The following is a 14173-nucleotide window of genomic DNA, read 5'->3' as shown; positions in this document are numbered from 1 at the left end:
GCCCCTTCGGGCGGCCGGGCGAGGCTCATGCCGCTCCCCGCTCGAGATCACGGCAGCGCCGGCACAACGCGAGCAGCGAATCCATCTCGAGCGTGTCGCGGCCGCCGGCGAAGAATTCGGCGCGCGAATCGGCGAAAAAGCGCGCGAGCTCGTCGCGCAGCGGCGCGAAGCGCGCGTGCCGTGCGACGAAGCGGTCCAGCGCCGGCTCGAACAGCACTTCGCCGGCGGTCTCGTTCAGCGCCGCATGGACGCGCTCGAACGCGGCGCGACGCTGGCTCGCGTCGGGCTGCGCCGGCAACGCGCGCAATGCCGCCCAGGCGCGGCCGAACGGCCGGCGTCGCTGCGCCGACCACGGCAGCACGAGATAGACCTGCGCCAGGTAACCGAGCAGCAGCAGGACCGCCGCGACCTCGACCGCGAGCCGCGTGCGCGCGGCGGCGGTCGGCAGTTGCGGCGGCTCGCGATCGGGGCGCATCTCGCCGAGCCCTTCGCGCGGCGACGGCTCGGCCGGCGCGAGCGCGCCGACCGTGATCGGCCAGGCATCGACGCGCACGGTCTGCGACCGCGGCGACCCGTCGAAGCGCAGCTCGATCGCCGGCATCTCGAGCACGCGCAGCTCGCGCGGCGCGAGAAAGACCTGGTAGTCGAGCTGCAGCGTGTGCGGAACGCCGGTGACCGAGCGCTGCAGCACGACGCGCTGCAGCTCCAGCGCACGGCCCCGCGCGCCGGCGCGCGGCAGCGAGTCCTCGTCGAGCTTCAACCCGGCCGGCACCTGCAGCGCGATGCGGCGCGAGACCACGTCGCCGACCGTGTAGCCGAAGGCGCGCGGCTCGTCGCTGCGCGCGTCCAGCGTGACCGGCGCGGCGCCGGCGCTGCCCAGCGCGAGCATCGCCAGCAGCACCCCTCGACGTGCCCGGTTCATGAGTGGAAGTGGCGGGTGACGGCTTCGGCGTCGTACCCACCTTCGATGAACAGCGGCCGCAGCCGCCGCGCGCGGAACAGCTGCAGCAAGGCCTCGCGGCGCTGCGCGTGCGCGGCCTCCCAGCGCGCGCGCAGCGCGGGGCGCCACCAGACCAGGCGCTGCCGCCCGCTCTCGGGGTCGATCACCTGCGCCAGGCCGCGCGCCGCGCTGAGCCCGAACTCGAGCGGGTCCCACAGCACGGTCGGCACGACCTCGTGCAGGCTCAGGCTGTCGAGCACGTCGGCGATCAGCTCGAGCGGCAGGTGGAAGTCGGACACCAGGAACAGCAGCGCGCGTTGCCGGCCCAGCCGGCGCGACGCGGCCAGCAACCCGCGCGCATCGCGGCCGCCGGGGTGCAGCACGCGCAAGCGGCGCGCAAGCTCGGCGCCGGCGCCGCGCGCGCGGCTCTGCGGCTGCAGCAGGTCCTCGCGCAGCACGCTGTCGCAGCCGACGAAGCCGAAGCTGTCGCCGGTGCGCCAGGCCGACCACGCGAGGCTCTCGACGAAGTCGGCCAGCACCGCGAGCTTGGGCGCGCGGCCAGTGAAGCCCATCGAGGCCGACAGGTCGGCGACGACCGTGACCGGGATCGATTTGCGCTGGCTGTAGATGCGCACGCGCCAGTCGCCGAACGGATCGCGCAGGCTCGCATGCAGGTCGAGCCGGCGCGGGTCGGGCGCGTCGAGCAGCGACGCGTGGCCGCGGAACTCGAAGCCGCTCTCGCCGCGCGTGCTGCGGTGGTGGCCCGGGAAATGGCCGCGCACCGGCGCGCCGACGCGGTAGTGCACCTCGCGAATCGTCGCTGCGGCGGGCGGGTTCGCGTCAAGCATCGGCCGGCCCTCGACGCGGGGGGATCACGGCGCCGCGACGCTGCCGAGAATGCCGGCGATCAACGGCGCGGCGATCTCGTGGCGCCGCATCTCGTAGACCGGCTGGTAGCACAGGCGGTGCGCGATCGTCACCTCGAACACCGCCTGCACGTCTTCGGGCGTCGCGTAATCGCGGCCCTCGAGCCACGCGGTGACGCGCGCCGCGCGCAGCAGCATGCTCATGCCGCGCGGGCTCGCGCCGGCGAGCATCAGCTGCGCGGTGTCGAGGTCGGAGAGCCTGACGCCGTAGTCGGCCGGGGCCGCGGTCGCGCGCCACAGCTCGAGCGCGTACTTCTGCAGGGTCTCGGAGGTCTGCACGCTGCGCTGGATCTGAAGCGCGATCTCGTTCAGCTCGCGGTGCGCGAGCAGCCCGGCGGCAAGGGTGTCGATGAGCCGGTCGGTGTCGTGGTAGCGCGGGTCGAACATCAGCGCGCGGCGCTGGTCCTCGTCCGCCGGCGTCTCGATCGTGACCTCCATCATGAAGCGGTCGCGCGCGGCGGAGGCGATCTCGAAGGTCTCTTCGCGCTCGACCCGGTTGCGATCGGCGAAGACCAGCAGGTGCGGGAAACGCCATTCACGGTTGAAGGCCGAGACGCTGCGCTCGGCCATCACGCGCAGCAGCAGCGAGTGCACCTGCGGACGCGCGCGGTTGATCTCGTTGAAGAAGAAGATCGCGAGGTCTTCGCCGTGCTCGATCAGCGGCCCTCGTTCGACCGCCGGCCGGCCCTCGGCGCTGATGTAGGTGTAGTAGATCAGGTCGTTGGGCATCAGGTCGATCGTGCCCTCGGTGCGCGCATAGGCGCCGCCGAGCACGCGCGCGAACGCGCGCAGCAAGGTGGTCTTGCCGACGCCGACATCGCCCTGCAGCAGCACATGGCCGCGTGCGAACACCGCGGTGTTGACGAGGCGGATGACGCGCTGCTGGCCGATCACCGCGGCGCCGACCTCGCGTTCGAGCGCCAGCGCCCGCTCGCGCCAGTCATGCAACAGCGCATCGCTGCGATCCATGCGTTTCCTCTCTGACCACGCGGCGTTGGGACACAGTGTCACGCCTGCGAGACGGCGCGGACCGCACGCCGGCGAACCGTCGATGCAAGCAAGAGCCGAGCCGCCGCCGGGTGCACCATTCACCCCGGCACGTCGAAGCTCCAGCGTGCGCCGACCCACAGCGCGCGCGGGGCGCCGGGGGCGACGAACTGCTCGTTGCGCCAGTCGGCCGGCGCGCGCAGCGTGCCGCGCGCGTCGAAGGCGTTCTCGGCCAGCAGGCCGCCGCTCGCATAGCGGCGGTCGAACAGGTTCGAGACCTTCGCGAACAGCTCCCAGCCGCCGCCGAGCTGCCAGTTCGTCGTCAGGTTCACGACCGCGAAGCCGCCGACCCGGCCGGCGCCGAAGAAGTCGATGCCATCGGCCTGGTGGGCGTTGTTCTCGTTGCCGCGCACGAACTGGCCGGCATACGCGGCGAGCTGCGCACCGACGCTCCAGCCCGGCAGCGGCCGCGTGTCCACGGTGAGCTTCAGACTGTGCGACGGCAGGCCCGGCAGGCGGTTGCCGGGGCGCACCTCGATCTCGTCGGCGGCGCAGTTCGGGCTCGCGCCCGCGCTGCTGTTCGACGCCGACAACAGGCAGGCCGACGATTCGAAGGTCGCGCGCAGGTAGCTGTACGACATGCCCCAGTCGACCGCCGCGCTGCGCTGCGCGACGCCGAGCTCGACGCCCTGCCGCAAGGTGCGGCCGAAGTTCGCGAAGTAGCCGGCCGAGCGGCCGTTGCCGATGAACAGCAGGTCGTCGCGGTTCGCGGTCCGAAACACCGACGCGTTCCAGCGCAGATCGGCGCCGGCGCGGCCGCGCAGCCCGGCCTCGAGCGTGCGCGAGACGACCTGCTTCAGCGGCGGGTCACCCTGCAGCGCGTTGGGCAGCACGCAGGCGTGCTCGGGGTCGGAGCAGCCGAGCTCGATCGGGCTCGGCGCGCGCGTGCCCTGGCTGAAGCCGCCGTAGGCGGTCAGCGCCGGCGTGATCTGCCAGGTCAGCCCGGCCGCGGGGTTGAACTTTCTGAACTTGCCGGCGCCGTCGAGCGCGGTGTCCAGGCCGAGCGTGCTGCGCCCGAGGTCGACGGTGCGCACGCGCGTGTCGTTGTAGCGGCCGGACAAGGTCAGCGTCAGCCCCGGCGCCAGCGTCACCAGGTCGGAGACGAACGCGCTGGCGGTCCGGCTCGTGCCGGCGATCAGCGCGGTGGCCTGCGCAGCGTGCGTGACGACGACCGCGCGGGTCGCGTCGAGAACGCCTTCGGCCTCGCTCTGTTCGAAGTCGTTGCGGGCGCGGTCGTACGAGACGCCGACACTCAGCCGGTGCGCGCCGAGCGTCCGGCTCAACTGCACGGCCACGCCCTCGCCGCGCTCGCGCGTGCGGGTGCGATGCTCGATCGCCGACTCGGGCACGGCCGGCGGGTCGTAGGCGTCGTTCAGGTCGCCGTTGACGGTCGCCGCGTTGACCCGGCGCGTGTAGAAGGTGCCGGCCAGCTCGAGCCCGTCGCCGAGCTGGCGCGTCGCGTTCAGCGTCAGCATCGTCAGGCGGTTGTCGGTCGGGTCGGGCAGCGTGTAGACCTGGGTGCGGCCGGTCGCCAGCATCGACTCGGGCAGCGGGCCGTTGCCGATCAGGTGGCTCGTGCCGTACAGCAGGCTGAGCTCCCACGACTGCTCGGCCGTGCGCTCGCCGCCCTTCAGGAACAGCTGGCGCACGCGCGACGGCGAATGATCGCGCCAGCCGTCTTCGTCGAAGCTGCTCAGCGCCGCGAACAGGTGACCATGTTCGCCGAGGCGGCGGCCGTAGCTGAACTCGCTGCTGACGCGGCCGAACGAGCCGCCGCGCAGCTCGATCTCACCGCCCGGGTGCGTATCGCCGCTCTTGGTCTTCAGCACCAGCGCCCCGCCCAGCGTGTTCAGGCCGAACAGCGGGTTCGAGCCGGGCAGCAAGGTCACGCTCGCCAGCGCGCCGCTCGGGATCAGGTCCCAGTTGACGACGTCGCCGAAGGGCTCGTTGACGCGCACGCCGTCGAGGTAGACCGACAGCCCCTGCGGCGTGCCCAGCAGCGGGCTGGCACTGAAGCCGCGGTAGTTCACGTCCATCTGGAACGGATTGCCCTGCGTCTCGTTGACGTTGACGCTGCCGAGCTGGCTCGCCATGAACTCGGGCAGGTTCAGGCTCTGCAGCTGACGCAGGCGCGCACCGTCGGCGCTCTGCACGTTCGACGGCACCTGGTCGCGCGGCACGCCGGTGCCGGGCAGCGGCGAGGTGCCGACGACCTCGACCGGCTGCAGCATCGTGACCGGCGCGGTCTGCGCATGGAGCGCCGGCGTGGCCACGATCAGCGCGGCCCATGCCAACGGAGAGTGGCGCATGCGGCGCCGCGGGTACTGCATCGGGGTCTCCTGGGTCGCTCTGGTTTGCATCGACCCTATCAAAAGCGAGCCGGCGGCGACAGGGAAAACTTCCCGGCCCGCGGGGCTTCGAGGCCACACCCGAGCGGCGATCTCAGACCAGCGCGCTGCCGATCACGCGATGGTGGATCGCCAGGTGCGCGAGCGCGGCCGAGGTCGTGACGCCGAGCTTCTCCTTGATGACGGACTGGTGGTTCGAGACCGTCTTCGGGCTCAGCTTCAGCGCCTGCGCGCACTCCGCCAGCGAATGGCCCTGCGCGAGCAGGCGAAAGATCTCGAACTCGCGCAGGCTCAGCTCCGCGAGCCGCTCGGCCTCGCGTGCCGGGTCGCGCTGCAACAGGCCCGGTGCCAGATCCGCGCCGAGGTAGCGCTCGCCGGCATGCAGCGCGCGCACGGCGTCGACCAGGCCCTGCGGCGCCGCCGCCTTCGTCAGGAAACCGCGCGCGCCGGCCTCGAGCGCACGGCGCACGAGCAGCGGGCTGTCGTACATGCTGAAGACCAGGATGCGCGCCGCGGGCGCGCGCAGCAGCACGCGCCGGATCAGCTCGAGGCCGCCGCCGCCGGGCATCGACAGGTCGGTCGCCAGCACATCGGGCGGATCGGCCACGAACGCGGCGTACGCGGCCTCGCCGGTGGCAGCTTCGGCAACGACGCGGATGTCGCGCGCCTGTTCGAGCAGCCGCAGGTAGCCGCTGCGCACGACCGGGTGGTCGTCGACGAGCAGCACGCGGATCATGCGGCCCGCGCCGATTCGGCGACCGTTGCGGCAGCGGTCGGCAGCGGAACGCGCAGGGTCAGCCGCAGCCCCGCGCCCGGCGCGCTGTCGATCCGCAGCTCGCCGCCGAGCGCCGCGGCGCGCTCGCCGGCGCCGAGCAGGCCGAGGCCGCGTGTCGCGCGGGCCGGGTCCATGCCGCGACCGTCGTCGGCGATCGTCAGACACAGTTGGCGCGCGGCGTCGCGCGCCAGCACCAGGCGCACCTGGTTCGCCCGGGCGTGCCGCGTCACGTTCGTCAGCGCTTCCTGCGCGACGCGGTAGACGGCGATGTTGATGCGCTCCGGCAGCAGCGCGTCCATCTCGTCGAAGTGGAACACGCAGGGCACGCCGCTGCGCGCCTCCCAGGATTCGCACAACTCCTGCAGCGCCGCCACCAGGCCGAGCGCGTCCAGGTTCGCCGGCCGCAAGCGGCGCAGCAGCCCGCCGACGAGCTGGTACAGGCTCTGCGCCGCGATGTCGGCACGCGCCGCGGCGCCGAGCAGCGCGGCGCGATCGTCGGCGGCGCAGCGCCGCAGGCACGCCGTCTCGATCAGGATCGCGCTGCAGCGCTGGCCCAGTTCATCGTGCAGCTCGCGGGCGAGCGCGAGGCGCTCGCTTTCCTGCACCGCGATCAGCTGCTGTGCGAGTTCGCGGTTGTGCCCGAGCAGCTCGGACGCGCGCGCTTCGGCGAGCTCGCGCAGGCGCAGCGCCGACTCGGTCTCACGCCGGCGCCGCAGCGCGTACCAGGCCAGGCCGAAGGCGAAGACCATGCCGGTCAGCGGCAGTTCGTCCAGCTGCCAGCGTTCATAACGCGCCAGGCCCCCGACGAGCGACTCGTTCAGGTTCAGCGCCAGCGACGCGCCGTAGCATGCGAGCACTGCGGCCAGCACGATCCACAGGTCGCTGCGCCAGCGCGTCGCGCTGCGCCGGCCGGGCGGGCTCGATTCATCCGCCATGGGAGGCAGCTCGCGGCGGGCTCAGCCGATCGACGTTGACACGCTCGTGGGCGTAGATCTCGCGACACGAGCGCGCGTAGTCGTCGGGGCCGAGGTAGTCGATCTCCTGGTCGTACTTCGCGAGCTCCTGGATGAAGCGCGGGTCGAACATCGCGCGCTTGAAGGCGTCGTGCAGGGTCGCGACGATGGGCGCCGGCAAGCCGCGCGGCCCGGCCAGCCCGTACGGCGACATCGCGACGACGTCGAAGCCGAGCTCGCGCAGCGTCGGGACCTGCGGCCAGCGCTTCGAGCGCTGCGCGGCGAAGGTCACGAGCAGCCGCAGCCGGCCGCCGTCGACGGCCGGGCCGAAGCCGGTCGAGTTGACCCCCGCCATCACCTGCCCAGCCGCGATCGCGTTGATCTGCTCGGCGGTGCCCTTGTACGGGACGTGGATGTAGCGCAGCCCGCGCGCGGTGAACAGGTCTTCGAGCACGACATGCGGCGTGGTGCCGACGCCGTTGGTCGCGATGCTCAGCTCGCCGGGGTGCGCGTGCGCGTACGCGAGCAGGTCGTCGAGGCTGTGGAACGGGCTCGCGGCGGGCACCAGCACGCCGAAGGTCACGCCGGAGACCTGGATGATCGGCGTGACGTCGCGGATCGGATCCCACAGCACCTTCTGCACGAAGGGCGCGCGAAACACCGGCTGCGGCATCTGCGCGATCGTGTAGCCGTCGGGCTCGGCCCGCTGCAGGATCGGCATCGCCAGCGTGCCGCCGGCGCCGGCGCGGTTGTCGGTCACGATGGTCTGGCCAAGCACCTGCGAGGCCAGTTCGGCCAGCACGCGCAGCGAGATGTCGGTCGCGCCGCCGGCCGGCCAGGGTATCCACATCGTGATCGGCCGCGTCGGGTACGGCGTGGCAGCGCCCGCGCGCCCGAAGCCGGTCGCGCCGAGCGCGAGCGTCGCGGCGATCCAGTGGCGGCGCGACAAGTTCATTGGTGCACCCTTCGGCCTTCGGCCGGTCCCGCCGAGCGGGAGCGAGCCGCTTCGGGCGGCCGTGCGCGGCTCATCCGCCACCTCCACCGCGCTTGGTCAACCCGCCGAAGCCGCGCTGCGGGTCGTAGCCCCAGCAGGCCAGCACGAAGAACACGAGCAGGCAGCCGAGCACGATGTACGGCGCGGCGCCGGGGTCCTTGCCGTACAGCGCGAAGCGAACCCACTCGACCGCGTGCGTGAACGGGTTGAAGCGCGCCGCCTGGTAGACCCACTCGGCGCCCGACTCCTGCAGCTTCCACAGCGGGTAGAGCGCGGTCGACAGAAAGTACATCGGGAAGATCACGAAGTTCATCGTGCCGGCGAAGTTCTCGAGTTGCTTGATGTAGACCGACAGCAGCAGCCCGAGTGCCCCGAGCATCAGCGCGCCGGCGACCAGCGCCAGCAGCGCGTGCAGCCCGGCGAGCGAGAACAGCGGCAGCTCGGTGCCGATCAGCATCGCGACGATCACGAACGCGAGCGCCTGCAGCACCGAGAGCAGCGCGGTCGCGCACAGCTTCGAGAACAACAGCCACGGGCGCGGCAGCGGCGCGGTCAGCAGCAGCCGCATCAGCCCCATCTCGCGGTCGTAGACCATCGCCAGCGACGACTGCATGCCGTTGAACAGCAGCACCATGCCGACCAGCCCGGGCACGATGTAGACGTCGTACGGAATGTAGGTGTCGTACGGCTCGACGATCGCGACGCCGAAGACGTTGCGAAAACCCGCCGCGAAGACCGCCAGCCACAACAGCGGCCGCACCAGCGCCGAGACCAGCCGGCCGGTCTGGCGCGAGAACTTGAACAGCTCGCGCAGCACGATGGCCTGCAGCGCCTGCAGCGCATGCGCCAGACCGCGCCGCGTCGCGGGCACTTCGGCTTCCATCAAGGGGTTTTCGGCCTTCACCGTACTGCTTTGCATAATTTCTCCGGGGCGTCGGCGCCGAGCGTGTCGAGCACGTCGGTCGGGTGCAGCAAGCCTTCGATCGGCGCCTGCGCGATCACGCCCTGGCCGTCGGTCAGCAGCAGCGTCTGACGCAGCTGGCCGTCCCAGGGCCGGAAGCTCATGTTGACGCCCTTCGAGCCGTCGACCGAGGTCTTCGCGAGTGCCTGCGCCCATGCGGCGGTCGGGCCCTTCGGTTGGGCGGTCGCGAGCGCGAGCAGCGTCTTGCCGGCCATCCACGCGGCCCAGTCGCGGTCGGTCATCGGCCGCCTCAAAGCCTTGAAGAAGCGGCGCGAGACCTGCGGCGCGCCGTAGCGTTCGAACTGCGCGTGCCAGGCCAGTGCGACGAGGCCGCCGTCGCCGACGACCGGCCGCGGCAGCACCGTGCGGTACGGCAGCGCACGCGCGAACTCGCCGTCGCTGTCGACGACCCAGACCGCGTCGTAGCTGCTGCCGGCGGTCAGCAGCAGCGGGTTCGCGAGATCGCGCTCGCGCGGGTCGGTCGACACCTTGAACGGCTTGGTCGCGACGACCTGCAACCCATAGCGCTTGATCGACGCCTGCGCAGTCGCGGCGCGCTGCGAATCCTCCGGGCTGGCGCCGACGAGCAGCAACAACTTGCTCCATTTGCGCGACACCAGCGTCTGCGCGAGCGCGTCGGCCCGCATGCGCTCGCTCGGCAGCAGGTGGTACAGGCGCGCGCGGCAATCCTGCTGGCGCAGCCGGTCGTCGGAGGCGCCGAGGTTGAGCACCGGCAGCTTCACCGCATCGGCGACCGCGAGCGTCCAGTCGGCCGGCAGGTCGGTCAGGATCAGCGCCGCGCCGGCCTTCTCGGCGGCCTGTGCCGCGGCGCGTGCCGATTCGACCGAGCGCGCCGTGGCCGTGCCGAGCGCGACCCCCGCGCCGGCCGCTTCGAGCTCGAAGCTTCCTTCATCGAGCGCGACCCGCACGCCGTCGACGGCCGGCCCCCCGGCGTGGCCGAGGTAGGCGCGCTCGACGCGCGTGCGCTCCAGGCGCGGGTCGTCTTCGGGGCCGATCAGCGTCGCCTTCAGCGTCGCCGCACCGGCACCGGCGACCGCGCAGAGGAGCGTAGCGAACAGCATCGGTGCGAACGCCGACCTCATTCGACCACCACCACCCCGTACGGCACGCGCCCGACCGGCACGGTCTTGATCGCCCGGGCGCCCGGCACATCGACGACGGTCAGGTCATCGCTCAAGCCGTTGACGACGAACAGCCGCTTCTCGTCCTTGTCGAGCGCGACGTTCCACGCGCGCTTGCCGACCAGCACAAGCGAGCTGACCTTGCGCGCCGCGACATCGACGAAGGCGACATGGTTCGCGCGGCCGAGCGCGACGAACGCGCGCTTGCCGTCGCGCGACATCTGGATGCCCACCGGCGTGATGTCCTGCGCGCGCGCGCCCTTGACCTCGAACTTCAGCGTCGCGAGCACCGCATGGTCGGCGGTCGAGACGATCGTCACGCCCGCATCGAGCTCGCAGGTGACCCACAGCTCCTTGCCGTCGGCGCTGAACGCCATCCGGCGCGGCCGCTTGCCGACCTTGATGTTCTTGACGACCTTGCCGCTCGCGGTGTCGATCACGTGCACGAGGCTGGCGACTTCCGAGGTCACGTACAGCAGCTTGCCGTCGGCGCTGACCTTCACGCCCTCGGGCTCCTGGCCGACCTTGACCTCCTTGAGCTTCTTGCCGGTCGCCGCGTCGATGAAGACGGCCGCGGCGTCGTCTTCGCTGGAGACGTAGATGGTCTTGCCGTCGGGCGAGAGGTCGAAGGCCTCGGGATCCTCGCCGAGCGGGATGCGGCGCAGCGACTTGCCCGTGGCCGGGTCGATCACGTCGGCGACGCCCGAGTCGGAGCACGCGAGCATCAGCTTGCGGTCGGGCGTGAGCTGCAGGTGGCGGCCGCGCTTGCAGGTCGGGATCGTGCCCTTGACCGCGAGCGTGGCGAGGTCGATCAGCGTCAGCGCGTCGTCCTTCTCGCTCGAGACGTACACGGTGCCTTGCGCGCGGGCGCCCGCGGCGAACCCCAGTGCCAGCGCGCAGGCGCAGATCGATGCTCGGGTGAGGCTCAAGGGCTTGTCTCCGGGTTCGCGTTGTCGTTCGCGCTGTGGTTCGTGCCGCGCCTCGTGCCCGGCGCTCACGAGGTTCGTTTGATGAAGCCCGCTTCGAGCGTCGCCTCGCCGAGCGCGCGCGTCACCTCGGCGGGCGTGCCGTCGGCCAGCAGCGCGCCCTTGTGCAGCACCAGCACGCGGTCGGCGCCCTCGGCCTCCTCGACCCAGTGGGTCGCCCACAGCACGCTGACGCCGCGCTCGCGCACGTCGGCATGCAAGGCCTCGAGCAGATCGCGGCGCGACTTCGGGTCCAGGCCCACGGTGGCTTCGTCCATCAGCAGCACCGACGGTTGGTGCAGGCTGGCGCGGACCAGTTCCACCTTGCGGCGGTTCCCGCCGGAAAGCTCGCGCACCTTGCGGTCCAGGTTCGCGTCGAGCCCCAGGCGCGCGCAGCCGGCCTCGATGCGCGCGCGTGCGACGCGGCGCGGCACGCCCTGAAGATCGGCCTGGAACAGCAGGTTGCGGCGCACGCTCAGGTCGAGGTCGAGCGCGATCTGCTGGAACACGACGCCGATGTGGCGCAGCGCGGCCCGCGCCGATCGGCGCAGCGAGTGCCCGGCCACCTCGACCTCGCCGCCGTCGGCCGCGAACAGACCGGTGAGCACCTGAAACAAGGTCGACTTGCCGGCTCCGTTCGGACCCAGCAGGGCGACGAACTCGCCGCGCCCGATGTGCAGCGACAAGGACTTCAATGCGATGGTCTGGCCGTAGCGCTTGGTGAGGTCGGTGGTTCGCAGCATGGGTGCGACGGTACTGCAACTTCTGCGCCCTTGGCGCAAGCGCGGCGCCGACCGTCGGCTCGGCACGTCGGTGGGCGCATCGAACGCGCGGACAGTGGAACACTCTGCGCCAAAACTGGCGACGAACGTTGCGCGCATCGGCTGCCGGCGCGCCGTTCGAACGCGGCGCCGCACGCTGCGCGCGGGACCGACCTCAGGGCTTTCCCGGAGAGACGACGCGCGGGCACGGCCATCGAGGCGTACAGACCCCTCGCTAGCCACCTCGATCCAAACTTCAAGCCGAAAAAATCAGGGTTTCGCCTAGGGTCCGTTGGCCTGCTTCAAGCATTGAGTCAAGGCGCGAAGGTCTCGCGATATCGGGCCGGCAAGACCCCTTCCGAATTGGGCATGGATGTTGCGGTCGGGGCCTTGCGCAAGACTGTTCGCGCGGGGACTCGGTGGCGACCTTCGCAAGATCCTAGACCACCTCACAGCAAGGAGACATCAATGAGAATTTCTCGGCTCTCGAGCGCGAGCCTGGTGCGTCAGTTGGGGCTGGCGTTGCTCGCTCTACCTGCGTTGGCGCACGCCAATGCCGACGTAGAGAAGAACATCGCGAACTCCGGCAACTGGGCGATGCAAGCGGGGGACATGTACAACCACCGCTTCTCTCAACTGAAGCAGATCAACACGAGCAATGTCGGCAAGATGCAGGTCGCGTGGACCTTCTCCACCGGCGTGCTGCGCGGTCACGAGGGCTCGCCCCTGGTGGTCGACGGCGTGATGTACATGACCTCGCCGTTCCCGAACAAGGTGTACGCGCTGAACCTCGACAACCAGCAGATCATCTGGAAGTACGAGCCCAAGCAAGACCCGGCGGTGATTCCGCAGATGTGCTGCGACACGGTGAACCGCGGTGTCGCGTATGCCGAAGGCAAGGTCATCCTGCAGCAGGCCGACAGCACGCTGGTGGCCCTCGATGCGAAGACCGGCAAGGTGGTCTGGAGCGTCAAGAACGGTGACCCGAAGCTCGGCGCGGTGAACACCAACGCGCCGCACGTCTTCAAGGACAAGGTCATCACCGGCATCAGCGGCGGCGAGTGGGGCGTGCGCGGTTTCATCGCGGCGTACAACCTCTCGGACGGCAAGCTGGCCTGGAAGGGCTACAGCGTCGGCCCCGACGCGGAGATGCTGATCGACCCCGACAAGACCATGACCTGGACCGACGGCAAGATGGCGCCGGTGGGCAAGGACTCGTCGATCAAGACCTGGAAGGGCGACCAGTGGAAGACCGGCGGCGGCACGACCTGGGGCTGGTACAGCTACGACAAGGCGCTGAACCTGATGTACTACGGCAGCGGCAATCCGTCGACCTGGAATCCGGCGCAACGACCGGGTGACAACAAGTGGTCGATGACGATCTTCGCGCGCGACGTCGACACCGGCCAGGCCAAGTGGGTCTACCAGATGACGCCGTACGACGAGTGGGACTTCGACGGCATCAACGAGATGATCCTGGCCGACATCGATGTGAAGGGCAAGCCGACCAAGGCGCTCGTGCACTTCGACCGCAACGGCTTCGGCTACACGATGGACCGTGTCACCGGTGCGCTGCTGGTCGCCGAGAAGTACGACCCGAAGGTGAACTGGGCCACGCACGTCGACATGAAGACCGGTCGGCCGCAAGTGGTCGCGAAGTACTCCACCGCGAAGAACGGTCCGGACGTCAACACCAAGGGCATCTGCCCGGCGGCGCTTGGCAGCAAGGACCAGCAACCGGCGGCGTTCGATCCTGAAACCAAGCTGTTCTACGTGCCGACGAACCACGTCTGCATGGACTACGAGCCGTTCAAGGTCGAGTACACCGCGGGCCAGCCGTATGTCGGCGCGACCTTGTCGATGTTCCCGGCGCCGGGCAGCCACGGCGGCATGGGCAACTACGTCACGTGGGATGCCGGCAGCGGCAAGATCGTGCAGAGCCACCCCGAGAAGTTCTCGGTCTGGAGCGGCGCGCTCAACACCGCGGGCGGCCTGTCCTGCTACGGCACGCTCGAGGGCTACCTGAAGTGCGTCGACAAGAAGGACATCAACAAGGAACTGTTCAAGTTCAAGACGCCTTCGGGGATCATCGGCAACGTGTTCTCGTACATGCACAAGGGCAAGCAGTACATCGGCGTGTTCTCGGGCATCGGCGGCTGGGCCGGCATCGGCATGGCAGCGGGCCTCGAGAAGGACCAGGACGGCCTGGGCGCCGTGGGCGGCTACAAGGAGCTGGCGAAGTACACCGAGCTCGGTGGTTCGCTGACGGTATTCGCCCTGCCGAACTGAAGCTGAAGCGACACAACAACAGCGCAGCCGCGATGCATCGCGGCGCATGACAGACCGGGGGGATGGCTTTCA

12 protein-coding genes are annotated in these 14173 nt (G+C 70.6%); 1 reads left to right on the top strand and 11 read right to left on the bottom strand.

What is annotated here, in order from left to right:
• Positions 1-25: 25 nt before the first annotated feature.
• The 11 genes from AC1DTW_RS14120 to AC1DTW_RS14070 form a co-directional block, all read right to left on the bottom strand.
• Positions 26-922, bottom strand: a complete 897-nt coding sequence (locus tag AC1DTW_RS14120; protein ID WP_477981799.1) for a hypothetical protein — start codon at positions 920-922, stop codon at positions 26-28.
• The gene (locus tag AC1DTW_RS14115; RefSeq protein WP_477981797.1) at positions 919-1788 is read right to left on the bottom strand and encodes a DUF58 domain-containing protein; all 870 of its coding nucleotides are present in this window, start codon (positions 1786-1788) and stop codon (positions 919-921) included. Before AC1DTW_RS14115 ends, AC1DTW_RS14120 begins: the two co-directional genes overlap by 4 nt.
• A 24-nt stretch (positions 1789-1812) precedes the next feature.
• The gene (locus AC1DTW_RS14110) at positions 1813-2835 is read right to left on the bottom strand and encodes an AAA family ATPase (RefSeq protein WP_477981796.1); all 1023 of its coding nucleotides are present in this window, start codon (positions 2833-2835) and stop codon (positions 1813-1815) included.
• A 119-nt stretch (positions 2836-2954) separates the two neighbouring features.
• Complete coding sequence (locus AC1DTW_RS14105) at positions 2955-5243, bottom strand: TonB-dependent receptor (protein WP_477981795.1); 2289 nt, start codon at positions 5241-5243, stop codon at positions 2955-2957.
• A 112-nt stretch (positions 5244-5355) separates the two neighbouring features.
• A complete protein-coding gene (locus tag AC1DTW_RS14100; protein ID WP_477981794.1) occupies positions 5356-5997 on the bottom strand; it encodes a response regulator in 642 nt (213 codons plus the stop codon).
• A complete protein-coding gene (locus AC1DTW_RS14095) occupies positions 5994-6971 on the bottom strand; it encodes a sensor histidine kinase (protein ID WP_477981793.1) in 978 nt (325 codons plus the stop codon). Before AC1DTW_RS14095 ends, AC1DTW_RS14100 begins: the two co-directional genes overlap by 4 nt.
• A complete protein-coding gene (locus tag AC1DTW_RS14090) occupies positions 6961-7944 on the bottom strand; it encodes a Bug family tripartite tricarboxylate transporter substrate binding protein (protein ID WP_477981792.1) in 984 nt (327 codons plus the stop codon). Before AC1DTW_RS14090 ends, AC1DTW_RS14095 begins: the two co-directional genes overlap by 11 nt.
• Before the next feature lie 70 nt (positions 7945-8014).
• Positions 8015-8866 carry an ABC transporter permease gene (locus AC1DTW_RS14085; protein ID WP_477981791.1) on the bottom strand — a complete coding sequence of 284 codons (852 nt, stop codon included), beginning with the start codon at positions 8864-8866 and terminating at the stop codon, positions 8015-8017.
• Between the two features lie 17 nt (positions 8867-8883).
• Positions 8884-10026, bottom strand: coding sequence for a type 1 periplasmic-binding domain-containing protein (locus AC1DTW_RS14080; protein ID WP_477981790.1), 1143 nt, complete (start codon positions 10024-10026; stop codon positions 8884-8886).
• Between the two features lie 17 nt (positions 10027-10043).
• Positions 10044-11015: a PQQ-dependent catabolism-associated beta-propeller protein gene (locus AC1DTW_RS14075; RefSeq protein WP_477981789.1), complete on the bottom strand. Its 972-nt coding sequence runs from the start codon at positions 11013-11015 to the stop codon at positions 10044-10046.
• Positions 11016-11080: 65 nt separating this feature from the next.
• On the bottom strand, positions 11081-11794 hold the full coding sequence (locus AC1DTW_RS14070; protein ID WP_477981788.1) for an ABC transporter ATP-binding protein: 714 nt from the start codon (positions 11792-11794) through the stop codon (positions 11081-11083).
• 486 nt (positions 11795-12280) lie between these two features.
• Between AC1DTW_RS14070 and AC1DTW_RS14065 the strand changes: the two genes are divergently transcribed.
• Positions 12281-14101, top strand: a complete 1821-nt coding sequence (locus AC1DTW_RS14065; protein ID WP_477981787.1) for a methanol/ethanol family PQQ-dependent dehydrogenase — start codon at positions 12281-12283, stop codon at positions 14099-14101.
• The last annotated feature ends 72 nt before the right edge of the window (positions 14102-14173 follow it).

This window comes from Rhizobacter sp. P5_A1, from assembly GCF_056400745.1.
Note: the sequence above shows the minus strand (reverse complement) of the source record. Positions and strands in the feature narration are given on the sequence as shown.

Bases quoted from the DNA above. Each gene is read 5' to 3' on its own strand.
- AC1DTW_RS14095 (WP_477981793.1), bottom strand. From the start codon at position 6,971: ATGGCGGATGAATCGAGCCCGCCCGGCCGGCGCAGCGCGACGCGCTGG.
- AC1DTW_RS14080 (WP_477981790.1), bottom strand. From the start codon at position 10,026: ATGCTGTTCGCTACGCTCCTCTGCGCGGTCGCCGGTGCCGGTGCGGCG.
- AC1DTW_RS14065 (WP_477981787.1), top strand. From the start codon at position 12,281: ATGAGAATTTCTCGGCTCTCGAGCGCGAGCCTGGTGCGTCAGTTGGGG.
- AC1DTW_RS14085 (WP_477981791.1), bottom strand. From the start codon at position 8,866: ATGGAAGCCGAAGTGCCCGCGACGCGGCGCGGTCTGGCGCATGCGCTG.
- AC1DTW_RS14110 (WP_477981796.1), bottom strand. From the start codon at position 2,835: ATGGATCGCAGCGATGCGCTGTTGCATGACTGGCGCGAGCGGGCGCTG.
- AC1DTW_RS14105 (WP_477981795.1), bottom strand. From the start codon at position 5,243: ATGCAGTACCCGCGGCGCCGCATGCGCCACTCTCCGTTGGCATGGGCC.
- AC1DTW_RS14115 (WP_477981797.1), bottom strand. From the start codon at position 1,788: ATGCTTGACGCGAACCCGCCCGCCGCAGCGACGATTCGCGAGGTGCAC.
- AC1DTW_RS14100 (WP_477981794.1), bottom strand. From the start codon at position 5,997: ATGATCCGCGTGCTGCTCGTCGACGACCACCCGGTCGTGCGCAGCGGC.
- AC1DTW_RS14090 (WP_477981792.1), bottom strand. From the start codon at position 7,944: ATGAACTTGTCGCGCCGCCACTGGATCGCCGCGACGCTCGCGCTCGGC.
- AC1DTW_RS14120 (WP_477981799.1), bottom strand. From the start codon at position 922: ATGAACCGGGCACGTCGAGGGGTGCTGCTGGCGATGCTCGCGCTGGGC.
- AC1DTW_RS14070 (WP_477981788.1), bottom strand. From the start codon at position 11,794: ATGCTGCGAACCACCGACCTCACCAAGCGCTACGGCCAGACCATCGCA.